The 22,874-nt window shown below is 56.4% G+C and carries 18 protein-coding genes and 1 pseudogene; 9 read left to right on the top strand and 10 right to left on the bottom strand.

The features are described from left to right. Positions 1–180 precede the first annotated feature (180 nt). From B5D61_RS23840 to B5D61_RS23805, 10 genes and pseudogenes are all read right to left on the bottom strand, one after another. On the bottom strand, positions 181–1,224 hold the full coding sequence (locus tag B5D61_RS23840; RefSeq protein WP_078815938.1) for a hypothetical protein: 1,044 nt from the start codon (positions 1,222–1,224) through the stop codon (positions 181–183). 9 nt (positions 1,225–1,233) lie between these two features. Beyond that, the gene (locus B5D61_RS26880; protein ID WP_245846594.1) at positions 1,234–1,542 is read right to left on the bottom strand and encodes a hypothetical protein; all 309 of its coding nucleotides are present in this window, start codon (positions 1,540–1,542) and stop codon (positions 1,234–1,236) included. A gap of 51 nt (positions 1,543–1,593) precedes the next feature. After that, positions 1,594–1,674 (bottom strand): annotated as a pseudogene (locus B5D61_RS27130) (hypothetical protein); the annotation flags it as partial. Next, positions 1,650–3,005, bottom strand: coding sequence for a restriction system-associated AAA family ATPase (locus B5D61_RS23835; protein ID WP_217699058.1), 1,356 nt, complete (start codon positions 3,003–3,005; stop codon positions 1,650–1,652). The pseudogene B5D61_RS27130 and the gene B5D61_RS23835, both read right to left, overlap by 25 nt. Further along, positions 3,002–4,648, bottom strand: a complete 1,647-nt coding sequence (locus tag B5D61_RS23830) for a restriction endonuclease subunit S (protein ID WP_078815937.1) — start codon at positions 4,646–4,648, stop codon at positions 3,002–3,004. The genes B5D61_RS23835 and B5D61_RS23830 overlap by 4 nt, the downstream gene beginning before the upstream one ends. After that, positions 4,645–6,300, bottom strand: a complete 1,656-nt coding sequence (locus B5D61_RS23825; protein WP_078815936.1) for a class I SAM-dependent DNA methyltransferase — start codon at positions 6,298–6,300, stop codon at positions 4,645–4,647. Before B5D61_RS23825 ends, B5D61_RS23830 begins: the two co-directional genes overlap by 4 nt. Before the next feature lie 80 nt (positions 6,301–6,380). After that, the gene (locus B5D61_RS23820) at positions 6,381–7,073 is read right to left on the bottom strand and encodes a retron system putative HNH endonuclease (RefSeq protein WP_078815935.1); all 693 of its coding nucleotides are present in this window, start codon (positions 7,071–7,073) and stop codon (positions 6,381–6,383) included. Continuing rightward, positions 7,070–8,467: an AAA family ATPase gene (locus tag B5D61_RS23815; protein ID WP_078815934.1), complete on the bottom strand. Its 1,398-nt coding sequence runs from the start codon at positions 8,465–8,467 to the stop codon at positions 7,070–7,072. The genes B5D61_RS23820 and B5D61_RS23815 overlap by 4 nt, the downstream gene beginning before the upstream one ends. Positions 8,468–8,513: 46 nt before the next feature. Further along, complete coding sequence (locus B5D61_RS23810) at positions 8,514–11,321, bottom strand: type I restriction endonuclease subunit R (RefSeq protein WP_078815933.1); 2,808 nt, start codon at positions 11,319–11,321, stop codon at positions 8,514–8,516. 165 nt (positions 11,322–11,486) lie between these two features. Next, positions 11,487–11,768, bottom strand: a complete 282-nt coding sequence (locus tag B5D61_RS23805; protein WP_078815932.1) for a hypothetical protein — start codon at positions 11,766–11,768, stop codon at positions 11,487–11,489. A gap of 84 nt (positions 11,769–11,852) precedes the next feature. Between B5D61_RS23805 and B5D61_RS25940 the strand changes: the two genes are divergently transcribed. The 9 genes from B5D61_RS25940 to B5D61_RS23765 all read left to right on the top strand — a co-directional run bounded on the left by B5D61_RS25940 (position 11,853) and on the right by B5D61_RS23765 (position 22,549). Continuing rightward, a complete protein-coding gene (locus B5D61_RS25940; protein WP_139373469.1) occupies positions 11,853–12,044 on the top strand; it encodes a hypothetical protein in 192 nt (63 codons plus the stop codon). Between the two features lie 292 nt (positions 12,045–12,336). Further along, entirely contained in the window at positions 12,337–12,561 is a 225-nt protein-coding gene (locus B5D61_RS25935; RefSeq protein WP_139373468.1) for a hypothetical protein, read from the top strand. A gap of 148 nt (positions 12,562–12,709) precedes the next feature. Then, positions 12,710–13,531, top strand: coding sequence for a YdaU family protein (locus B5D61_RS23795; RefSeq protein ID WP_078815930.1), 822 nt, complete (start codon positions 12,710–12,712; stop codon positions 13,529–13,531). Positions 13,532–14,481: 950 nt separating this feature from the next. Beyond that, a complete protein-coding gene (locus tag B5D61_RS23790) occupies positions 14,482–15,372 on the top strand; it encodes a hypothetical protein (RefSeq protein WP_078815929.1) in 891 nt (296 codons plus the stop codon). Beyond that, a complete protein-coding gene (locus B5D61_RS23785) occupies positions 15,369–16,055 on the top strand; it encodes a hypothetical protein (protein ID WP_217699057.1) in 687 nt (228 codons plus the stop codon). Before B5D61_RS23790 ends, B5D61_RS23785 begins: the two co-directional genes overlap by 4 nt. Before the next feature lie 65 nt (positions 16,056–16,120). Then, positions 16,121–18,796, top strand: coding sequence for a glycosyltransferase (locus B5D61_RS23780; RefSeq protein ID WP_078815927.1), 2,676 nt, complete (start codon positions 16,121–16,123; stop codon positions 18,794–18,796). Then, positions 18,793–19,587, top strand: a complete 795-nt coding sequence (locus tag B5D61_RS23775; protein ID WP_078815926.1) for a hypothetical protein — start codon at positions 18,793–18,795, stop codon at positions 19,585–19,587. The genes B5D61_RS23780 and B5D61_RS23775 overlap by 4 nt, the downstream gene beginning before the upstream one ends. Before the next feature lie 47 nt (positions 19,588–19,634). After that, positions 19,635–21,656 carry a glycosyltransferase gene (locus tag B5D61_RS23770; RefSeq protein WP_078815925.1) on the top strand — a complete coding sequence of 674 codons (2,022 nt, stop codon included), beginning with the start codon at positions 19,635–19,637 and terminating at the stop codon, positions 21,654–21,656. 71 nt (positions 21,657–21,727) lie between these two features. Next, positions 21,728–22,549, top strand: coding sequence for a phytanoyl-CoA dioxygenase family protein (locus tag B5D61_RS23765; protein ID WP_078815924.1), 822 nt, complete (start codon positions 21,728–21,730; stop codon positions 22,547–22,549). The last annotated feature ends 325 nt before the right edge of the window (positions 22,550–22,874 follow it).

Below are 22,874 nucleotides of genomic sequence, written 5' to 3'. Positions count from 1 at the left end.
AAGTGAGTTGGCAGACCCCTACAAAATCAATGACCTTGAGTCAGCGTCTCTCGATTGAGCTCGATACAGAGCTGCCAGCGTTTCGGGGATGGGGGCAGGCGCTTTCTTTCGTAGAGAGGGCTTATCAGACATGCTGGATGAGATCAAAGGTGAACGGGAATCGACCCTAAACGGTCAGGCTTACAGCAGTCCCTCAGCCTTACAGGCGTCAAGCGTCGCAAGCTTCAAAAAGCCGTCGTCGAGAAAGGGATCTGCAGCCGTGTTAGCGCGGATGTCTTCAAGCAATTCGGTGGGAGTCCGCCCATAGTTGGCGCTGTCCTTCAGGATCGTATTGAGCCAGGTGTGGGCACCTCGCTTCTTACAGAGTTTGGCTTTGTAACGCTCTTGAATGCCAAACAACCATTGCCAAGTATCAAATTCTTCGGGATGGGTGGCCGAGCTGATTTGGAAAGTGATGTCTGGGGGTGCCAAGGCTTGAATCTTGCCAGCGTCAAACTGGACCTGCATCTCCGGGAAGGTCACCGTGTCCTCAAAGGGGGCAAAAGCTTTCTGCCGAGTTCCTGGGCGGCGGCTGATCGGGTCTTTGACGGTCTTATAGCTTGAATTGCACGTGTGACACATCGGAGAAAGGTTTCTGAAATTGACGGCATTGAACGGATATTTGTGCCGAGGCAGGTAGTGATCATAAGGATCACGGGTGGTGTAATGCTCGTCTCTTGTTTCCTCCAGGCCGCAAAACGGGCAGATGCCTTCACGATTGATTTTGCAAAAGGCATCCACATGATGCTTCAGATCTCCCAGCCTTCGTTTGATGGGCCCCGACTTGATGTGTTGGGAGAACAAATCATCAAAGAACGCTTTTAACTGGGGAGCGATCTTGGCATCCCACGCTTGCAGATCCGAATAAGCGTAAGGGTGATGGGCTGCGCTACCATGGCATAAATCATCCACCGCGGTCGAATGCGTGAACATGGTCACCAATTCACCCCGCTTGGTTTGAGCCAAAGCTTGGATCAGGACGTCCAGATCGCGGATATCATCAAAGATTGAAGGTTCATCGGTCTCGATGGCGTCGATCTCTGCGGCGATGTCTTGGAGCTCCTGGCACAGGAGCGTCACGGAATAAGCGCCTCCGTTCCGGCACCATACCTTCGTCACCAAATGCGCCATCCACGCATGCAACTTCTCCAAGGCATGCGGGACATAAGCATATCGGAATAACATACTTTGACTTTAAGGTTTTGAAGAGTTTTTCAGGATGCGGGTGATGGCCAAAGTCTTTTCAATCGAATCCCCCAGGGTGCGGTCCAGCTCACGAGCGAGGCTACGTGCATCTTGCCCAGGCGCCTCCAGCTTGGCCTCGATCTTTTTAAGCTCCTCATTGGCGTAGTCACCTATCGTTTCACGGCGACCAAAGATTTCGTGCGTGATCAAGGTGGCCGAGGCTCCAAAGGTTTGGAAATCCGGATTGTGCCACTGCACCAGGCCTGCCTCGTTCTTTTCAAAGACAAGGACGTTTTCCTTCGGGCAGTCGGAGACCACAAATGGGGAGTGGGAAGTCAGCAGGACCTCCCGCATGGTGCGCGGCGCGTCGCCAGCCTCCAGGGCAGCGCGCAGGGTGGAGATGTAGGAGGCGCGCCAGTCGGGGTTCAGATGCGTTTCCGGCTCATCCAGGAGGAATAGAGCGGGTTCATGGCGGAAGAGCAGGCAGAGGCCGATGTGTGCAGCAGTTGATGTTCACCATCCGATAAGGCCTTCCCGTAAAGCTGGCCATTCACCCCTTTCTTCACGAGTTCAAAGTCCTTGATGCGGAAGATGCGATCATGAGAGGCAGGCGTCGGCAGGGTCTCGGCAGAATAAAGGCTGTGGGACTCATAAAGATCCTTTTTCACCTCGTCGCTGGTCTGGTAGCCATTCAGGGTCAACAGCACATGCAGGGCCTCAAAGAGGTTCAGCGCCGACTTGGCCATCACCAGTTCCTCAGAGGCATTTTCAGCCCCCTCGCCAAAGTGATAGCGAAAGGCTTTTCGCATTTCCCCCGCTTCATCCATGAGATAGTCCAGATACAGGTCGTAGGCGTCCTCATCCGCCTCATAGCGGTAGTCCTCATAATGGCAGGTGGCGCATTGGATGAGCTTGTCCAAAAGACGCGCCTGGAGCTTTCCCTCCGCATCTTGCTTGCCGCTCAGGCGCGAGGTCAGCTCGATCTCGCCAGCCTCACTCTTCACCTTTTCGGCCCGCCGGATGACAAAACGAAAACGCCGGATGCCCACCAGTCCTACTTTCTTCAAAAACACTTGCTGCACCGCCGAAGAAGGGAACAAGAAATGACACAGCAGGATCACCTGACTGTAGCTCTCATCCATGAAGAGCATCCGCCCCTCTGGCTTTGAATAGGGCAGAGACTTCCGCAGATAATGACGATACTCGTCAAAGTGGATGCAGCGCATCTTACGGAAAGGCAGGCTCAGCACCTCATTATGCCCGGATGAATAGCCCAGGATGTAACGTGGAAGATACCGTTTCGCCTCTAGGGAGGTCAGTTCCAGAGGCTTGTTTTCCGCATCAAATTCATGCCGATTCAGCCACTGCATCACCGGAGCCGTTCCTACCTTTTTTGTTAGGCGGATATGGACTACAGGCTGCTCATCCCAGGAGGTATCATCCCAACGGAAGTTATCCCAGGTATTCCGAAGGTTATCATCCTGGCAATAGTATTCCAGCTCATACGCATCCGGCTCTCCTTTTCTAGAATCAAAGCCATCTGGATTCTCCTCCGCCGTAAAGTTATCGGGCCGAAAGGTCAAGTGCATGACCTCGATGTGGTAAAAGATGGCGGCCAGGGCCTCCAGCAGATTGGATTTACCGCTGCCATTGAGCCCCGCCAGGCAGAAGGGGGCAAACTCAAAGCAGCGCGGCTTCTCCGCTTCCTGAAGGAACTCCACCCGGAAGCCCGCAGGTAGGCTGCGATAACGGTCGTGGAGATGGAGATGCAGCAGCTTCATGGCAGCAGTTCCAGGCGGATTTCATGCCGCTCCGTGTCGAATCGTTGCTTCAGGAGTGCCCCCGAGAGCATCACCTCGCCGACACCTTCCATCATTCCCAGCATCTGCTTCACCAGCTCATCTCGTTTTGGCAGGGTCTCTTCGTTAAAGACGGTGGCCGCCTGTTGTAAGATATCCCCTGCTCTGAAGGGCTCCGCCTGCCGTCCCAGGAGCCGGAAGCGGAAATAATCGGGGGACCAATCAATCGGCTCTCCGCGCTCGAGCTGGGCATCCAGAACCTTGAGTCTTGCCTCCTCCGATTTCGTGGGAATGAAGCGTCTGGAACGGACTTTAAAACTTGCGCTTCCCGTGGCCCTTCCAAGAGCCTTGGGCGGCTGCTCTGGGACTGGAATCTCATCAGGCTTAGGTTCTGGCTCGGTTGCCTCCGCATCAAGAACAAGGCGGCTCAGGTCCAACTCACCTCGGAAGGCTCGTTGTTGGAGGGAATTAAAAAATTCGCCCGATATCTTAAGAGCCTTTTTCTGGTCATGTAAAACAACCATAGTATCGCTGACCAATTTCTCAAATCGATCTTGGATATCAATCGGAGGCAAAGGAATCCGAAGTGATCTCAAAATGGCCAAATTAATGTTTTTCTGGGCGGCTTGAGGGGCGTTTTTTTCCAGTATCGCTTGTAAAAAACCAAACAAAAAATGGACATAGATGCTGTTAGATACTCCACGATGCGGTTTAAATCCTACCACGCTATCCGGAAAGCAGGCATCAAACTGTAGAATCCCCGTTTGAGCAATGTTAGCAGCAATAGTGATGCAGAGAGTTCCCTTGGGCCACATCTTACTCTGTTTATAACCAACATCTGAATAAGTTTGCTTGTAATCAGTGATGTAAAGACCTGCATTAGACACATCACCCGTCTGAATGAGTGGATATTTTCCACCTAAAAGTTCTGGGGCGTTTCGTGGGCGATGCTTGGAAACGCCTCTGTCGAGCGTTCCAAGCTTAGATAGTTCGACCGTATTCCATCCCTTCGGATTCGTTACTGGATCGCCAAACATCTCCAGAAACACGGATTGGAGCAGCTTCTCGGTGAGGTCGAGGGATTCCTGACGCTGGCGGCGCAGCGCCTCCGCCTTGTCCAACACTGCCGCGATTCGTTTTTGCTCGTCGAGGGGCGGGACCCTAACGACAAGTTTGCTAACCGCTGCTATATTGAGATTTTTGACAACTGCCCCAACAGCTTTGCTGGAGAGCTCGCCATACACAAGCGGAGAGCTTAGTAAGTGGTAGAAGAAGTTCGTGGATAATTGGTCAGATTTTGGTGTCAGAGCGAGCCATCCATCATGGATACAGCCTGAAATTTGGAGGACATATGGCCGTCCAAAACTCATCGAATTCGTTAGCAAAAATGTTCCAGCGTGAACCATTCGGGTCTTTTTGATTCCCTCACGGCGAATTCGCTTTTTTGTAGAAGTGATAAATTTCGATCCGTCTTGGGCATCACTAATTAGGATCCAATTTAGTCCTTCAGGATCATCAGTTAAAAACTTGTCAATGGGGCGAGGAGACCCACCCCGCACTATATTGAACAAGTCGTCCATTCTGAGTTCTTGCCATTCAAAATGCACCGTTTGCGTGTCAATCATCCTAAAATCCCCTCCAGTTCAGCGATGCCTTTCTGGATCTTGTCTTCCAGGTCTTTCAGCTTGGCGAGGATGACCTGGGGTTCCTCATACTCGGTCTCATCGTGCTCGGCTTCGTGGTAGCGGTTGAAGGAGAGGTCGTAGTTTTTCTCGCGGATCTCCTGCACGGGCACGAAGAAGTGCTTGGCCTTGCGGTCGCCCATTTCCTTTTTCGGGTCGCGGGCATTCCAGAGGGCGACGACTTCGGGCAGCTCGCTACCTTGGATGCGTTGGCGTTTGTCATCCAGGGAGAGGCCGTCGTTTTCCAGGTTGTAAAACCAGGTGTGCTGGGTCTTGCCGCCGCGGGTGAAGACGAGGATGGCGGTGGCGACTCCGGCGTAGGGCTTGAAGACGCCGCTGGGCAGGGCGATGACGGCCTTCAGCTCGGCTTCTTCCACGAGCTTCTTGCGTGCCTCGACAAAGGCCCCGCTGGCCCCGAAGAGCACGCCCTGTGGGATGATGATGCCGGCGGTGCCGCCCATCTTGAGCAGGGTGAAGATACGCTCGGTGAAGAGCAGCTCCGTCTTGGTGGTATTGAGCTTGAGGCTCTCATTGATATCGCCCTTATCAATGCTGCCGGTGAAGGGCGGATTGGCCATGACGATGTCGTAGTCCCCCTCTTCCGTGAAGCCCTTGCTGAGTGTGTCCTGATAATCCACGCGGGGATTGTCAATGCCATGCATCATGAGGTTCATGAGGGCGAGGCGCACCATCGTGCTGTCAAAGTCATAACCATGCAGGCCCTGCTCTAGGACATGCTTGTTGTTCGGCGTGAGCAGGCCGCTGAGGCTGGTGCGGATGAAGCCATCCTCATCCGGTGGATAGGTCTGGCCCTTCTTAGCCTTCTGGCGCGCGAGCTGGGTGACGATGTAGTGATAGGCATCCAGCAGGAACCCGGCGGTGCCGCAGGCGGGGTCACAGATGCGGTGGCCGAGCTGAGGCTTCACCAGCTCGCTGATGAGCTTGATGATGTGACGCGGGGTGCGGAACTGGCCGTTTTTGCCCGCGCTGCTGATCTCATTGAGCAGCATCTCATAGACATCTCCCTGAATGTCCTGATGCAGGTGGCCGGACTCGCGGGCATCCCGCTCGATCTCGACAAAGATCTCCTCAATAATGGTCACGGCACCCTGCAGGAGATTGGCGCTGGGGATGAGGAAGACGGCATTGGCCATGTGCTGGGTGAAGTTACCCGAGTCTCCGAGGTCCTTGATGAAGGGGAAGACCCGCTGCTGCACGTGCGGCAGCATCTCAGCGGCAGGCAATTGCCTGAAGTGGCTCCAGCGCAGGGTGGACTTATCAATGGCCAGGCGTTTCAGCTCCTGCTCACGGGCTTTTTTCTCGGCGGCGGTTTCCCCAGGTTTGGGCTTGGCGAGTTCTGCGGCCCGCGCTTTGTCATGGGGCAGGAAGTAGTCGCCGACAAAGCGGGAGGTGAAGGTGTCTCCGGTGAACTCGGCATCCTGCTCACGTTTGGTATCCAGCTCATCGATCTGCTTCATGAAGAGCAGGTAGGTGATCTGCTCGATGGCGGAGAGGGGATTGGAAATACCGCCGGACCAGAAGCGGTCCCAGAGTTTGGCGATGAGGGATCTGAGTTTAGCGTTGAGCTGGAGCATGTCAGGCGGTGAGGCGTTCGGTCAGGGCAAGGATTTCGGTGATCTGAGCGGGGGAGATATCCAGAGCAGTCATCAAACAGCTAAGGGAAAAACCGTTGTCTGCGAGTGGTGTGAAATGGGAGCAAAACATCTGTGCCATTGCTGTCCTTGCGTGGACCTAAATAGTGATTGATCAACCTCTGAAGGCTCACGGGATCATTTTTATAACGGTCAATCTGACGAATGTGTCTTTCTGCGATCTGACGCCGACGATTGCGGAGGCGAAGGCAGTCCAGACCTGTGAGCCGCAGCGTGTAAGCGGCCCGGCGGTGATCCGCAGTGCCAGCTAGGGCGGTAGGCTCGACACGTCCATCGAGCAAGTAGCGAAACTGCTGATCACAGCCGGGCTCGCGGGGAGAAATAAAGTCAGCCGGTGTGTAAACGCCGTCGGCATGGATCTGCTGATCCTTGTAATGACCGCAGGAAGCATCCTGAGCCGGCTTTGGCTTATCCGTATCGCCTTGGCAGGAGGCGATGAGATTGGAATAATCAAAGGTGCGTGCCGGGTTTCCGCCGATGCCTGCTTTAGGTTCCACGTGTTCGGTGTGGCGGCCAAGCTCGCCCAATGAACCCTCGCAATAACCGCAGAGCCCGTATTGATGGCGATAGAGGTGGTCTTTGATGGCACGCCTCACCTTGCGCACTTTATTCGACCGTCGGTTCCAGTCTAATAACAAGGTGGGTTTCGCATGGGTCAGCTCGACCGGCTCAGGATGGGGCGCTAGGTGTCTCATCGCTCTTCCTCGGAGTTCTCTTCCTCATCACTAAAATCTTCCTCATCATCCACAGGAGCCGGGATAACCGGCATCTGTAAATTCAATTCCTCTAAAATCCGCCGTTGTTCCAGGGCCATATCGGTGAGTTCAATGGCAGGCTCGTCATCGCTGAAAATATCCCGCACCACGGCGCGTTGCTTCGCGATCTCCAGTGGATCCGCATCCGGCGTTTCAGCGAGGTGAATGTAGTCATTCAACAGCTTCACCTCCTTTAGGTTTTCAGGGCGAATGGGGACATTAAAAGCATCTTCAAGCACGCGGCTGCTTTCTGCGCCGATGGTTTCTGTGGGAAGCTCGTGGATGTTGTATTCAGCAAGCTTGCGCACAAATTTTTTTCTCACTGTGCTCACCACTTGGGGACTATGGGTGGTGAAAATGAACTGCGTGCCAGTGAAAGTGCGCATGAGGTCAGGGATCACTCGCTGCTGCCATTCGGGATGCAGATGCAAATCCACTTCATCCACGATCATGATGGCTTCAGCAGCCAAAGGGTCAGGCTGAGCTTCGGTGACAGGGTTGGCTAAAACGAGGCGCAGAGCGAAGTCCATGACCACGCCCAACATCACCTGGTAGCCATCTGAGAGCTGGTCTAGAAACAACTTGACCGGCTTGCCGTCACTGTTGTGTCCATCAACCACAAAACGCTGAGTGTCATCTTCATCCATCCGGGGATGCTGAATGTCGGGAAGCATGCGTTCAATGGCTCGGCGGACCGGCTCTAACAAAGAAGGTCTGCTCGGGTCCTTCTGGCGGAGTTCCTGGTCCTCGAGCGTCTTAAACCAGGCGACGGTCCGGCGGAAGTCAGCGTCAGGGTTCAGGGCGTCCCTCAAGGCGTCCAATCGAGCAAAGCTCTTGCGCCGTTTAGCGCTCGGTTTGTTGTGTGGCACATCCACGGCTCGGTTCGTGCCATAGTGAGCGAAGACAGGAAGAGTAAACGGCTCGACCTTCGCATGTTGGTCGATGATCTCATCCAGCCATTCATGCAAGAGCCGAAGGGACCCTGCATCCTTGGGCAGAGCTGCACGTGTGGATTTGGCATTGTCTCGCTTAGCCAATCGATCCCAACACATCTGCACACGTCCATCTCTCAATGCCGCCGTCGCTTTGATCTGGCAATAGGGAGCTTGTCTGTCTTCACCAATCAGCCGTAGGTCCGAGGCTTTTTTGATCCCAGGACCAGAGAGGTCTGGAAGGTGCGATAAGATGGGGGCTAAACTGAGAGCAATGGCATCCAGCAGGGCGCTTTTGCCCGAGCCATTCCCGCCAATAAAGACGTTTAAGCGATCGTTCAGCGCCAGGTCCAGAGAGGGAAAACACCTGAATTGGGTGAGATGAATGTTCTGTAAAATCATAACGTGGAGGAACGACCGCTTATTGATGGTAGAACCCGGCAACTCACTAGGCAACGAGGCGTTCGGTCAGGGCAAGGATTTCGGTGATCTGGGCGGGGGAAAAGACGCCTCTGATGCCACTGGGATGCAGGACTGTAAAGGGGGCCTGGATGAGGTCGCGCTTTTCGATGTTGCCTCGATCCATGATGAAATCCCGCAGCAGGTGCAGGAACTGGAGCTGGTGGCCGGTCAGCGTGGGATGCTCGGCGATGAATTGGTCGATGGAGCGGGAGACGGTATCTGGAAAACTCTCCAGCAGCTCAATGCCCAAGATGTGGCGAATGAAGCGGATGAAGGGCGCACGCTGGTGATGATAAACCCGACGCAGGAGCTGGAGGGTGATGTGTGGGTGCTCGTCATGAAGCTGGGCGGCGAGAAGCTCCGCCTCCGCCTCGGTGGGGGTGCCGCCGTCGCGGATCTTTTGCAGGACGGGATGGCTGGCGGTCAGCTCATTCACGGTCTTTTCCACCAGCTCGCGATACTGGGTGATGCTGAGGGAAGCATGCTGGGGGCCGAACTCGACAAACTCCTTGGACTTCAGCACATCGGCAAAGTTAAAACTGGCCGTGCCACTGCCCTGGGGGCGGGCATCCCGGTAATGCATAAGCGGGGCCAGATGCTGCGCCAGGTGGTCAAAGGCCTGGTCCGTCATGGTGGCCCAGTAGTGGTGGGTCTGTGCCTTCTGGATGAGGCCCGCCTCTTGTGCGACGATGTTCACGGCAAGCGGCAGTTCACTGATCTGAGCAGTGAGGTTCTGGGTCAGGACGGCATACTTGCCTGGGTCATTCTGGAGATGCGCCAGTGAGGCCTCAAGCACGTCTTTCTCAAAGCGCATGGCCTTGAAATCCGTCTGTGACACGACACGGAAGAGGGGCTGGATGGAATGACGCAGGAAGGCGATGCCCTCAAAGGTGAGAGGTGCCCAAAATTCATCGACCTGACACCTGGCCAGGAGTTTCCGTGCCTCCATGATGGTCACCGATTGGGCAGGCAGGGCAGCGATCTGCTCTCGGAGAGCGGCGCTTTCCTTCTCCGCCACCTGCTCCAAGCCGAGCGTGAGCGCTGCCTCGATTTTATCGAGCCTTACACCCACTAAACGAACGGGCAGCGGAATCTGCGCTTTCGGCTCCTTGCCTTTGGGGGTGAGCTTGAAGTAATCGAAATTGTCCCAGCAATCGATGATCTGGAAGACGTCCTTTTCCGGGCACCACGGCTTGACCTTGGCGGACTCCAGCAGACGCGTGCCGCGCCCAATCATCTGCCAGAACTTGGTGTAGCTGAAGACGGGCTTGGCAAAGACGAGATTCACAATCTCGCGCACGTCGATGCCGGTATCCAGCATGTCCACGCTGATGGCGATGCGGGGCATGTCGCTGCGGGTGAACTGATCGAGCAGGCCCCCTTTGCCATAGACACGCGGATCCTCAGAAACCATGACCTTAGCGAGGTCGCCTTTATATTCGGGATAGAGCTGGTCAAAGATGCTCTCGATGCGGCGGGCGTGAGCGATGGAGAGGCAGAAAAAGATGGTCTTGCCGGGCAGGACGCCATTGGGGTCCTTGATCGACTCCTCCATGAATTCCTTCACGATGAGGGCATTGGTGGCGTGGTTGGTGACGGTCTTTTCCAGGTCGCTGCCTTCAAAGTTGATGTCCTCGACATCCTTGCCCTCAAGGATCAGCTTCTTCTGATCTTCGAGGCTGATGGTTCGCTTGCTGATGCCTTCATCCTGAAACTTGGTTTTGATCTTCAGAACCCGGAAGTCACAGAGGTAAGGAGGAACGTGATTGATGGCTTCGTCATAGGAAAAGGCGAAGCTGGGCAGGCCATCCTCACAATGGAAGAGGGCGAAGGTGTTCTTGTCGATGACATCGCGAGGTGTCGCCGTCAGCCCCAGCTTGGTGGCATTGAAGTAATGGAGGACTTCGCGATAGGTGTTGTAGATCGAGCGATGGCTTTCATCGATGACGATGAGATCAAAGAAGTGAGGAGAAAGGGGCCGCTCCTCATCCCGAACGACATTGAGCATGGTCGGATAGGTGACCACGTAGATGCGACGATCCGCCGTGATGGTTTTCTCCCCCAGCTCTGGCCAGCGGGGTTCATCTGGGATGTGCTCTTTGAAGGCATCCAGCGCCTGACCGCGCAGGGCGATGCGGTCCACGAGAAACAGAACGCGCTGAATCCATCCCGCCCGCATGAGGGCATCGATCAAGGCAATGCAGGTGCGGGTCTTGCCTGTGCCTGTGGCCATGACCAGCAGGAAGTCCCGGCGATTCCTCTCCATGCCCTCCATGACGGCGCGGATGGCCTGCAACTGGTAGTCCCGCCCAGCAATCGAGGTATTGATGAACTCCTGCGTGAGAGGCTTCTTATGAGTGCGGAGATGCAGCAGTCTTTCCAGATCCTGCCGCGTGGGGAAGCCATGAACCTGAACCGGTGGAGCCACGTCCAGATTCCAGAAAAAAATCTCATGCCCATTGGTATAAAAGCAAAACGGAAGGTCACCTCCCTGTTGAGCCTGGATGTTGTAGCAGTATTGTTTGGCCTGCTCTCTGCCGAGCGCTGCATCCTTGCTGGCGCATTTGGCCTCGATGACGGCGATGGGTTTCCCATTTTTACCCAGCAAAACATAATCGCTGAACTGCCGCGCGCCATAGACGCCCGGCGCCTCTTGCAGGGCAGCCCCATCCCCCGCCTTCTCTCTGAATGGCGAGATGAAAAACTCTTCCCGCACTTGGGATGGATCCCCGACTTTCCACCCGGCCTCAAGCAGCCGTTGGTCAATGATTTGCTGGCGGGTGTGGGCTTCCATTGAGGACTGGGGCTATCTCAGGGTGAATTCGCCAAATTTTTCTCTTTGGTCAATGGATTAAGGGGCTGACTTGGTTCGGCATAGCGATCTTTCGTCGATTCATGTTTCCATCGGCCAAGCCCGCTCAGGCTGGCAAGAGGATTGCCGCGCAGCGGTGGAGCGGTCTTACAGATCCCGCCAATCCACGCGGGCGGCGTCGGCGGCGCGCATGCCTTTTTGCCGGATGGCGCGGACCAGGAGCTTGCCATCGAGGAGGTCTTGCTCCTCGGGGCTGAGCTTGGCCCATTCTTTGGTCACGCCATGGCTGGACTGGCAGAGCACATCGTAGCGGGCGATGCCCTTGATGAGGTCGGTGCCGGAGGCATAGCCTAACTGCTTCGCCCTCAACTCGATGGCATCGGCCAGGGCATGACTGAATCGGAAACTTTTGGTGCGGGAGGCGGACATACGGAAGCCTAAAAGTTATTCACAATTCACTGTAATACAGGCAGCCATTTGACGGCGCCAGCACATTTAGATTAGGATGTTCTCATGAACACAAACCACCCCACCGACTCTCGACAGGAAGGCGTGCCGGCAGACCTGCCGATGCCTCTCTGCCTGGAGCGGCGGGAGACGGGAGCGGGCGGTTTTTCTCCCCTCCTCCTCACGCCCCTGATTCAGGGGAGGTGGGCTGGGGCCGGTGTTTTACCCCGGGCGTCTTTGACCTGGGGTGTGGGATAAACGGAGGCGCGGGTGAGTCTGCTCCGTCCGTGGCCCCGCCCTGCGGCACGGCCTGACGGGGTGCTCCTCGCCTCCCCTTCCCTTCCCCCGTTTTTTTTCTTACCTCCATGGGAGGCGAGGCCTGCCACAAGGCACCTTCCTCTTCCATGAAATCGCACTTCCCGGGCCGGTCCAGATGGCCTTGGGCAGGCGGTGGACCGTGCCTCTCTGAAGTGAGCGAGGCCGGGCCTGAAAACGCAGCATCGAGCCCCCGAAAACCTTTCTTCAATCCCGACGGAGAGAACACCCCAGCATGAGAGCGATCATCCAACACTTTCAAGAGGAGCTGACCCCGGAGGAGCGGGTTCGTTTCCAGGCCCTGGCCGCGCGTCACGCTCGCACGCCGGGTCAGCATTTGAAATGCCTTTTGTTCGGCCCATCTGCCCCTGCCGCCCTGGCCAAGGTCAATCCAAACCCGTCGACACGCCCTGGTCGGGTGAGGCAGCGGGGAGAAGTCTCGCTGAACGGGACCCGCTGAGGCATCCCCCTCGCCCTCGACTCGGCCAAGAGCCCTGCGGCCCATCGACACGGACCTCGGGGCCGCCACCGATTCCCCTAACCACATGCACGTTTAAATTCATCCCAAAAAAACAAACAAACAAACAAACAAACACACACACATCCTCATGCATTACTACAGCCATCATGTCGGAGATTACCGCCGCGATACGTCCTTCCTATCCCTCATCGAGCATGGTGCCTATCGGCTGCTCATGGATGAGTATTATGTGACTGACAAGCCGCTGCCCCTGGATCAAGCCAAGCTGTGCCGCATCCTCCGTGCCTCGACCAAGGTGGAGAAGGCGGCGGTGGCCTTCATCCTGGAGGAATACTTTATCTCGGCGAGCGATGGCTATCATCATCCGCACATGGATGCGGAGATCGAGGCCTACGCGAGACAGGCGGAGACGAACCGCCTCAACGGTAAAAAAGGCGGCCGACCGCCCAAGGTGAAAGGGGGTGCGAACCCACCAGGTTCTTCATCGACCCCCCACCCGGGAAGTGAGCTGAAAGCGCAGTCGAACCCTAACCAAGAACCAGGAACCAATCTCCAAGAACCAGGAACCAAAAACCAAAAAACCATCTTTCTCTCCCCCCTCTATCCCCCAGGGGAAGTGAAGGAGGGAGAAAGAGGGGGTTTTCTGGAGGACGCTGAAGGCAGACACTCCCCAGGTGTCGAATCCTCCCCGCTGGATTGGCAGCCCAGTGCGGAGCAGATCCAGATCGGCTCCTGGTTCAACCGCCGCGCCAGCACGGTGTGGAGTGAGCGCGAACAAAAAGCGTGGAAAGGCGTGCATCTGGAGGAGGAGGATCTGGAGATCCTGCAATGGTTCTACACCGAGAGCGGCTGCCGCTACCTGAGGCAGGATCTGCTGACCCTGCTCAACAACTGGCGGGGTGAGATTGATCGCGCCCGCAATTTTGATCCTGAGGATGCGAAGCGGTGAGCGGGGAGCGGATGGGTAAGAGGTCAAGAGGTCAAGAGGTCAAGAGGTCAAGAGGTCAAGAGGTGGATGTTGTTGTTACACCAACATCTTGTTAGGCCGTAAGCCACTGCAAAATCGAGGGGCCTTGGGGCCGCAAGACGAGAGGAGATCGACGTCTCCACGTGGAAGTCTGATTGAGGTGCCCTTCATCTCCAGTCTGGCCCAGGTGGCCCGCCCTAGCCTGACCTGACCTAGCTAGAGATGATACCGGGTCATTCAGCCCATGACCCCGAGGGTGCGTTTGCCAGGTTGGGAGAGGAGAGATCAGGAGCCTGGGCTTGGCCTGCTGAGTCGGGCTTTTCGCACACGGAGTGTGCGAGCCACTTCAAGCCGCCCGCGCATCCAACCCTCCATTCGTTCAACGATCCTTGTCTGCGTTCGGAGCCCGGCCTTCAGGCGGAAGGGGGAGCGCGTCAAGAGGTCAAGAGGTCAAGAGGTCAAGAGGTCAAGAGGTCAAGAGGTCAAGAGGTCAAGAGGTCAAGAGGTCAAGGGGTCAAGAGGTCAAGGGGTCAAGGGGTCAAGGGGTCATGGGGTCAAGGGTTTAAAACGACGTCTTGTTAGGCCGTAAGCCACTGCAAAATCGACGGGCCTTGGGGCCGGAAGACGAGAGGACATCGACGTCTTGTGGGGAGCACGAGGCCGGGGGGGAATCAGCGCCTCGTGAAGGCCGCTTACCAGGGATCACGGAATGACAGCATTAGATTCAACTTAATAACGGATTGGATTCCCTCGTCCGAAGCGATTCGGACTGCTTTTTTACTCAGTTAAGAACTTATTCTTCTTAAACGCGCGCGCATGCCCGTAATCAGGTTAAAACATGAGGTGTTTCAATGTACTTAAATAAAGTTTTTTCATAGTGAAGAGAACAATCTCATTGACCCTTTGGCCTATTTTAAATAAATGTTTAATTTATGAGCGAAAGCGGAAGTAAGAACTGCCCTAAGGTCACTTTTGACAACAGCACCCTTCGTGTCGGCCTCAAAGCCCCGGGGTGGACCGGAACCGTGCCTGACCTGACTAAAAAAATCGTGGCGACGGTGACGCCCAAGTCAAAGCTCAGCAAAGTGAGCTTTAGCATCGACAACTCGGCCCGAGCGTCCTACACCAAGGACAATGAAGAGGAGGTGGGTGATTCGGTGAAAATTACCTTCACCATCACGGGACTCGCCGCGACTCCCGACGGCCAGCCTACGGGCGACGCCTCCTTCCAGGCCAAATGCAGCGGCAAGGTTTTGGCGTCCTGCAAGATCTTGGTCGTGGTGCCAAGATCCCAAACGCATGCCGTGGCCGCCCCGACCATTGCTAACACGTGCTTTGTCTCGACACTTTTTGGTTTCACGCAACTCAGCACGAAATGTACAGCCATCGTGACGATTACCATCAAGGACCAGTTCAACGTGGTGTTGGATCCGATCTATGACAACACGCCGGTGGATGAGATTTTCATCAATACGACTCAGAATGGCTTCTTTTATGGAAACCTCACGACCGTTTGGGTGACCATTAATATACCGACTGGAGACGTTCTTACGGCGGGCGTGAAATTGGATGAAACGTTTCTGGGGAGGATGATCCAAATTCAAGGCCTTACTCTCACCCCTGCCCAACAAGCCAGTTGGAATGCAGGGACACTGACCATCGGAGGGATTGACAATACGATGCAGGGCAAGGCAGGCGGGGTGACAGGAACACAGAAAATCCGTGTGGCCGGGTGGGAACTCACCAACACCTATGATCGGAATATGCAGGCGACAGGAGGTGCCTATGGCCCGCCGGTGCCTTACACTGCCACCGACACATGAAATTAACCGCCCTCCTCACTTCCCTAGCCTCCCTCAGTACGGCAGCCCCAGATTCCCCTCTCAATATGAGCCTTTTAATGAAGCAAAAAATCGATGTTCCGCCCCAGAGCGGCGTGCCTTTGAGTTCGCTCCTGACGGTCGTCCATCAATCCCTTCCCAGCGCGGTATGCATCGAACAGATGGCCGATGAAAGCGGGCTTTTCGATCGACCCTTGGCCTCAGACGTGACGCGTCTGAAGACCTACGGGGACGTGCTGAGCTTGCTGGAAAAATCCAAGATCACCTCGCAGCAAAACCGTGGCAGCCTGATCCTGCAGACTCCAGGGGTCGCCCAACAAAAGATGCTACCGACCGAGGTGAAGTGCGACGCTCTGGACTTTGAAGGCAGCCTGGAGGAGTTTATGCAGGCGGTGGCCCTACCGGCGGCCGAATCGGGCATGCAATTTGTCTTCAGCTCCAGCACTCAGGGCGTGACGTATAAGCTGCATTTCACGAAGGGCACCTTCAGGGACTTGCTGAGTGAATTTGCGGCTCAAAACCCGATCTCCTGGCATATCATTTATGAATCGAATGCGGGGGCTGCTGCTTCGCCGAAGAAAGGAGCCCCGACCCAGGCACCTGACATTCCTTTGGTGATCAAGCAAAACGGTTCGGTGGTGTTCAGCCCCCGTCAAGCGCCATGAGCCCAGGCTGACATCTCCCGACCTCACAACCCACGCAGCGACCCAAGGCGAGTAACGCACTGTCGATGACTACGAAAAGGCACCCCAAAATTGAACCGCCCAAAATTGCCTTCGTCATGGCAGCGGTGCAGTCGTGCAGCCAGGCTCGAACAGCTCTCACTCAGCTGCGTCGCGATGATCCGCGATCAAGCAGCTTTGGGAAAACGATGCTGGTGGATTTCTCCGAAGGTGAAAATGCCTTGAGCCCCAAGAGCCTCAAGGCCCTGGAGGTGGAGGTCATTAAGCTGCCGCCCATGACTGAGGGCCTGAGGGCTCGCGAAGCGTTTTTGTGGGCTTTGCAAAATGTCGATGCCAAGTTTGAATGGCTGTGTTTCTGCGAGGATGACATCAAATTCCGCGAGCGCTTTTCCGGTTACCTGCGGGAGTGTGTCAATGAACTGCTGGCCAAGGAACCGCCAGACTCCATCATTGCCCTCTATTCCCCCCACGATACTCAACATGCTCCGCATCTGGACAAGGGGCGCTACTATGTGAGTTATGCTCCAGGCCAGTTCTTTGGTACGCAGTGCCTTCTGGTGCCACGTGTCTGCTTTGCGGACATTCTGCAGTTCATCCAGCGCCACGGGATGGATCCTTCCGAACCTCTGGATGGCCTGTTGAATCTTTACTGCCGGACGACCCAGCACCTGTATGCCACCAAGGTTTCGCTGGTCCAGCATCATCACAAAGGGGCCGTTGGGGTGGGCGGGGGTCATCAGTCGCCTTCCTTTTCCAAGGTGTGGATGCCGGGGCCGGCATTGGCCAAGCATTTTCAGCGGCTGGCCATGAAGGCCGCGTATAGCCGGAAGTTTCCGAAGAAGATCGGGCACCAGAGAGGCATCGTGATCTGCGCGGGCGGGCCGCGCTACTTTGCCTGTGCCTGGGTGTGCATCCGCATGCTGCGGCATTTGGGCTGTGAGCTGCCGATTGAAGTCTGGCACTTAGGTCCTGCGGAGATGTCACCCCACATGCGCTCACTGCTGGAGCCCTGGGGCGTGCGCTGTGTGGATGCGTTTGAAATTCGGAAAAAGCATCCGGTCAGGCTGCTGGCCGGCTGGGAGTTGAAGTGTTATTCCATTCTTTACTCTGACTTTGAAGAAGTGCTCTTGCTGGATGCGGACAATGTGCCGGTCCATAATCCGACATTCCTGTTCGATACGGAAGAGTATCAGGAACAGGGGGCGGTTTTCTGGCCGGATTTGGGATGCACGGCGGAGGACCGGGACATCTGGAACCTAACCGGGGTGCCCTATCGCAAGGAGCGGGAATTTGAAAGCGGTCAGGTGCTGGTGCACAAGCGCCGCTGCTGGAATGCGCTGGTCCTGGCCATGCATTACAATGAGCACTCGGACTTCTATTATCAGCACGTGTATGGGGACAAGGACACGTTCAGATTTGCCTTCCGAAAACTGGGCAAGGACTACGCCATGCCGGACCGCGGCATCAAGCACATCGAGGGCACCCTCTGCCAGCATGACTTCGAAGGCCGGCGGCTGTTTCAGCACAGGATCAAAAAGTGGTCTTTAACTCAGCGTAAGGACACCCATGACTTTCAGTATGAGGCGGAGTGCTACAGTTTCCTTGATGAACTGAAGGGGCTGCTTCGGAAGAAGTTTACGGCTCCCCAAGCCAGCCTCACGAAGCTGAACGGTCACCGGAAGGCGAAAACGGTCACCCTGCGTGCGCCGGTGGGCTGCAGCACGGGATATGAACTGCACGCGCGTCAGATCTTTTTTGACCTGAAGAAGCTGGGATACCATCTGCAGGTCGTTTCCACCGCCATCGTGGAGCAATACGCCCCGGTGCCGCAGGAGATCCGCCGGGCCCTGTTCCCAGAGACTCATCAGGTCGATTGGGAGCTGCTGCTGCATCCGCCTTTTTACAAGCCAGTCAAAGGACGCAAGACGGTTTACTTCACCATGTGGGAAGCTTCGGTGCTGCCTCCGAAGGCGGTGAAAAACCTGAACCTATCGGAGGCGGTGATTGTGCCCTGCCGATGGAATGCCGAGTGTTTTCGTGAGTCCGGGGTCAAAGTGCCGATCCATGTGATCCCGCTCGGGATCAAGACGGACATCTTCACGAACAGCGACATGGAAATGAGCGGCCCCTGTGTCTTTGGCGCAGCCGGCCGGTCCGACTCGGATCCTTCCCGAAAGGGCTTTAACCAAGTCATCCCCCTGTTCCTGCGTGCCTTCCCCGATGAGAAGGACGTGAAGCTGAAAGTGAAACTCTTCCCTCACTGCAAGATTGATGCGGTGAATGACCCCCGGATCGAGATCGAACGCAGCTACCTGACGGAACCTCAGCTCGCGGCGTGGTTTCAGAGCCTAACCTGCTTTGTTTCCATGAGCCGAAGTGAAGGCTGGGGCCTCATGCAGCATCAGGCGCTGGCCACCGGCAGACCTGTCATAGGCACCATCTACGGCGGCATGGCGGAATTTTTCGATGAGAGGATGGGCTATCCCGTGGACTACCAGCTCGTTTCGGCGCGAGGTAAATTCCGCGGCTGCGGCGAGTGGGCTGAGCCAAGCGACGACGATGTGATCGAAAACATGCGCCAGGTCTATCGTGACCGGCAGGAGGCGCGGCGCAGAGGCCAGGTGGGGGCCAAGGAGGTGGCCCGTCTTTCATGGATGAACTCCCACACGAAACTGGCCCAGTTGCTCCATGAGCTGAACTTTCTGTCCGCCCCTGTCCTATGAACGAAGCCCAGCCCCGGCCGCCCAGCCATGCCACCATGCACAGCAGCCACTCCCAGGCGCTGCCGCGCGTGCTGCTGACCTGCCTCTACCCGCCTGATCCTGAGTCGAAATGTGAGCTCTTCATCACCGAGGCGCTGATCCGGGAGTATCTGCAACAACCATCCGACTACGATCTCAGCATCCTCATCGGGTCCGCCCACAAGAGCTCCTTGGAGCTGGCGGGTGACATGCTACAGGCCTATCCCCAGGTGCCGTATCAGCTGCTGCACTTTCGGAACTCTTACACGGGCAGGCGCGCCGAAGAGATCGCCTCCTGCAAACAGCTCCTTCTCAAGGCCACGCTGAATCAGCCCTTTGATTTCCTGCTTTTTCTGGACGCGGATGTGTGGACCTCCATACGGGCCGTGCCGGACTGGATCCGCAGCTTGAGCGAGCACCGAAACACTCACTACCTGAAGATCAAATACTCCCTGCGTGATGCGCTGATCTCCCCCGTGCACACCTTGGGAGCCTACTTTCATCACCGGGATTTGCTGGTCAGGACCAATTATCCAGAGTGTGTCTTTGTCCTGAAGCCGGACGGAAGCCGGAAAGGTGCGCCGGATTGCCATCTGCACAACCACCTCAAGAGGATGAACTGCAAAAGGCTGATCCCGGCGGATCTCCAGACCTATCACTTCCTCAATGAGTCTGACGCCAACATGTTTGCCGACGATCACTGCAAGTTCGTGCCCAACGCCAGACAGCGCATCGAAAGCAGGTTCGCCATCCCTGACCCGGCGGCCTGTTAGGCGCGCCGCCATCCCCAGCTCGGTCCCCCTTTCCGCATTCCGCTTTTATGAATCCCAAGATTCTATTCGCCACGATCTATCCGCCGAATCCCGCTGCGCGGTCTGAACTCTTCACCACGGAGCTGCTGCTGAAGGAGTATTTCAAGTTCAAGCCCGCCTTTGACTTGTCCGTGCTGATCGTCTCCGCGCATCCAACACCGCTGGATGAAGCCAGGGAACTGATGGCCCAATATCCTTCGATCCCGGCACGGTTCACCCACATCAAGACCCGCTATGCCGGGCGCAGGCCGGAAGAGATCTCCTACTGCAAAGAGCAGCTCTCCAAACAACTGGCCCAGGAGGACTTCGACTATCTGCTGTTCATGGATGCGGATGTCTGGACCGCCATCCGGCAGGTGCCGAAGTGGATCCATAGCATTGGCAACCGTCTGGCGCATCGTTTTGTCAAAATCAAGTACTGCCTCAAGGACAGAATGTCTTCACCGGCCCATACGCTGGGAGCCTACTTTCATCACAAAGAACTCCTTCTCCGCACCTCCTACTGGAAGTCGATCTTCCCCAAAAAGCCCAACGGCACCAGGCGTGGTGCCCCCGACTGCTGCCTGCACGACTATCTGATCCAGCAAGGATGCTATAAGATCGTGCCTAACAAACTATTGACTTACCATTTCATCAACAAGCATGATGCCAATGTCTTTTCCGACGGCCTGCTCTCCAGCACGCGTAATGCACGCCATGAGATCGCCAACAGTCCGCTCGAGCTCGAACACCCGCTGGAGCCGGGCAGCCGGAACAAAAGACCCGCCATCCATGTCGGCGAGCCGTTGGTCTCTGCCGTGATGATCACCGGAAAAAATCCCGACCGCATGCCCCTGGCAAAAATCGCCATCCAGTGCTTTCAACGCCAGACTTATCAGAACAAGGAGCTTGTCATCATCAATACTGACCGCAAGCCCGTCTGCGGATCGGATAAACGAGTCCGGGAGATCATGGTGAATTACGAAGACGGCTTTCGGCTCGGTGATCTGCGGAATCTGGGGCTGATCTTGGCCAAGGGGGACTGGATCATCCAGTGGGACGACGATGACTGGTATGGTGACAGCCGGATCGCCGTGCAAATGGAGACGGCGGAATCTGGTGCGGCCAACCTGATCTCCTCACAAATCCGGTATGACTTCAAAAACAACAGCGCCTTCGTTTACCGAGTCAGCCCTGGCATCGACGGAACGATTTTGCACGAACGCAATAACTACCTGCGCTATCCCGGCACAGCCCTGGGAGAGGACTCTGAGTTTCTCAAGCAGTTCTCGGTGCGGAATGTCAGCCCGACCGACCCCGGCCTCTACGTGCGCATGTGCCATACCGCCAACACGCGCACGTCAAAGCACATCATGCATGACTACGTCGGCCTGAAAAACCGATGGGAACTCAGTGATGGGCAGGCGACTCTGCTGCGGGAGACGGTGCTGCCCCAGTATGATCTGCGCAGCCCTTCCGCCAAGAGTGCCCTGCCTCTAGGCACGGAAAATCTGCTGAGCTGGGCCTATCAGAGGACCAGCAGCGACAGTGGCGACCCGAAGGTCTTCATCATCGGGTTATCCGACGACCCGGGGCTGCGTGACATTGACGCCAAGCTGGAAACTCTCGGCATCCGCATCGCCATCGAACCGGAAAGCGTGCATGAGGTGGAGTGCTCAGCCGGTGCGTCTGGCTGGGTCCCCACGTGCTACTACCGGCAGCTCGACAATCTCTTTCCGAACTCGATCTTCATCTGCTACAAACCGGCCAAATCCCGGTTCCAGGCCCTTTGCCGCCAATCCGAGAGGGATTCCGCCCCCACCCGCAACGCTCAGACCCTGGCCAAAAACGCCGTTCTGGGCCTGGGCCGCTCCGGCTCCGATAAGGAAAAGGGTGTGCCCCCCGGAGTCTATGACCGCTTTTACCGGGAGGTGAAGCATCACTTCAAACAGCGTGCCGCCCAGCTCACCTGGCTGGAGCATGAAACGGATCTTCTGGAAGTGATCCTGAAAGGGCTGGCCTCCCACTCCGTGCTCCAGGCGGGGGCCTGATCCCCCGCCGGAGTGGCTGGCTCTGCCCGTCGTCATCACGATATTGACCTTTCCATCGCTTCACTGCCACCATGAAACAGGACCCCACCGGACACGGTTTTGACAAACGTCACATCTTCGAATTTGACGTTTTTGGTTATACCATTCTCAGGAACTTTCTCCCGGCCGAGATGGTCGGGACGATGAACACGATCCTCGATGCCCGGCTGGAGGGACATGCGGTCAAGAAATTCCCGTTCCTGAACCTCGATCCGGTGTTCTGGGATCTGATGTCCCACCCCCGGGTCATGAACATCTGCCGTTATTTGTTAGGCGCCGGCTTCCGGCTCGACTCCACCTTTGGCATCCAGTTTGAAGCCGCCGCAAGCGAGACCCCAGCCGGGCGCGAGGATCTCCACGCAGGCCCTTTTGCCAGTCAGGGGGCTTTTCGCTACGCTTGGTATGACAACAAACCCCAGTGCGGGCAGATCGTCTGCGTTTACTATCTCGAAGATGTCGAGGAAGGTGATGGAGGCCTGGTTCTGGTCCCGGGTAGCCACAAGATGAATGTGGCGATCTCCGGCCCCAGCATTCACAAGGACATCCTCAAAGCAAAAATGGAGGCCTGGTGGTTGCACAACCCGGCGATGAAAGCCGGTGATCTGCTCATCTTTACCGAGGCGGTCGTCCACGGCACCCAAACCTGGAAAAACACGCGTCACCGTCGCCGCAATCTTCAGTATTGCTACGGCCCGCCATGCCAGGCTCAGCGCGATTACGAGCAGATCAGGAAATTTCTTCCCCTCGCCCGTAACGACACGGAGCGGGATCTGCTGCGCCCGCCCTATGCCCTGCGCTATGGAGACGCCAAAGTCGCCCAAGGCGAAAACGAGTGGCGCAGCCCGGTCCGTTGACCTGGATTGAGACCTGCCCCCTGCCCCGCAGGCTTACTGGCGGATCAGCTTCATGGCTCTCCAGCCTCCGTGAGCCACGTCGTGGGAGGGTGCCTTGATCTCCCGTCCTGCTGAGTGCGGAAATCTCCCTGGAGGGCCTTCACACCCCGTCCCACGGCACTTGGCAAGTGCCGCTCCTTGATGTTATCCCACGGCACTTGGTAAGTGCCGCTCCTTGAGATTGAGCTGCCTGAAAAGTCCCACGCAAGGAGCGTGACTTGCCCAAGTCACGGCTTGGGGAATGCCGCGTTCTTTCTTTCCACTGAAGGCACTTGGCAAGTGCCGC

It is taken from the genome of Prosthecobacter debontii (assembly GCF_900167535.1).
GTDB lineage: Bacteria > Verrucomicrobiota > Verrucomicrobiia > Verrucomicrobiales > Verrucomicrobiaceae > Prosthecobacter > Prosthecobacter debontii.
The sequence above is the reverse complement of the archived record's forward strand: the minus strand, read 5'-3'. Positions and strand labels throughout refer to the sequence as shown.

Excerpts from the sequence above, each read along its gene's own strand:
- B5D61_RS25940 (WP_139373469.1), top strand. The coding sequence starts at position 11,853 with ATGAACACAAACCACCCCACCGACTCTCGACAGGAAGGCGTGCCGGCA.
- B5D61_RS23795 (WP_078815930.1), top strand. The coding sequence starts at position 12,710 with ATGCATTACTACAGCCATCATGTCGGAGATTACCGCCGCGATACGTCC.
- B5D61_RS23840 (WP_078815938.1), bottom strand. The coding sequence starts at position 1,224 with ATGTTATTCCGATATGCTTATGTCCCGCATGCCTTGGAGAAGTTGCAT.
- B5D61_RS23830 (WP_078815937.1), bottom strand. The coding sequence starts at position 4,648 with ATGATTGACACGCAAACGGTGCATTTTGAATGGCAAGAACTCAGAATG.
- B5D61_RS23820 (WP_078815935.1), bottom strand. The coding sequence starts at position 7,073 with ATGAGACACCTAGCGCCCCATCCTGAGCCGGTCGAGCTGACCCATGCG.
- B5D61_RS23810 (WP_078815933.1), bottom strand. The coding sequence starts at position 11,321 with ATGGAAGCCCACACCCGCCAGCAAATCATTGACCAACGGCTGCTTGAG.
- B5D61_RS23785 (WP_217699057.1), top strand. The coding sequence starts at position 15,369 with ATGAAATTAACCGCCCTCCTCACTTCCCTAGCCTCCCTCAGTACGGCA.
- B5D61_RS23835 (WP_217699058.1), bottom strand. The coding sequence starts at position 3,005 with ATGAAGCTGCTGCATCTCCATCTCCACGACCGTTATCGCAGCCTACCT.
- B5D61_RS23815 (WP_078815934.1), bottom strand. The coding sequence starts at position 8,467 with ATGATTTTACAGAACATTCATCTCACCCAATTCAGGTGTTTTCCCTCT.
- B5D61_RS23780 (WP_078815927.1), top strand. The coding sequence starts at position 16,121 with ATGACTACGAAAAGGCACCCCAAAATTGAACCGCCCAAAATTGCCTTC.
- B5D61_RS25935 (WP_139373468.1), top strand. The coding sequence starts at position 12,337 with ATGAGAGCGATCATCCAACACTTTCAAGAGGAGCTGACCCCGGAGGAG.
- B5D61_RS23825 (WP_078815936.1), bottom strand. The coding sequence starts at position 6,300 with ATGCTCCAGCTCAACGCTAAACTCAGATCCCTCATCGCCAAACTCTGG.
- B5D61_RS23765 (WP_078815924.1), top strand. The coding sequence starts at position 21,728 with ATGAAACAGGACCCCACCGGACACGGTTTTGACAAACGTCACATCTTC.
- B5D61_RS23790 (WP_078815929.1), top strand. The coding sequence starts at position 14,482 with ATGAGCGAAAGCGGAAGTAAGAACTGCCCTAAGGTCACTTTTGACAAC.
- B5D61_RS23770 (WP_078815925.1), top strand. The coding sequence starts at position 19,635 with ATGAATCCCAAGATTCTATTCGCCACGATCTATCCGCCGAATCCCGCT.
- B5D61_RS23775 (WP_078815926.1), top strand. The coding sequence starts at position 18,793 with ATGAACGAAGCCCAGCCCCGGCCGCCCAGCCATGCCACCATGCACAGC.
- B5D61_RS23805 (WP_078815932.1), bottom strand. The coding sequence starts at position 11,768 with ATGTCCGCCTCCCGCACCAAAAGTTTCCGATTCAGTCATGCCCTGGCC.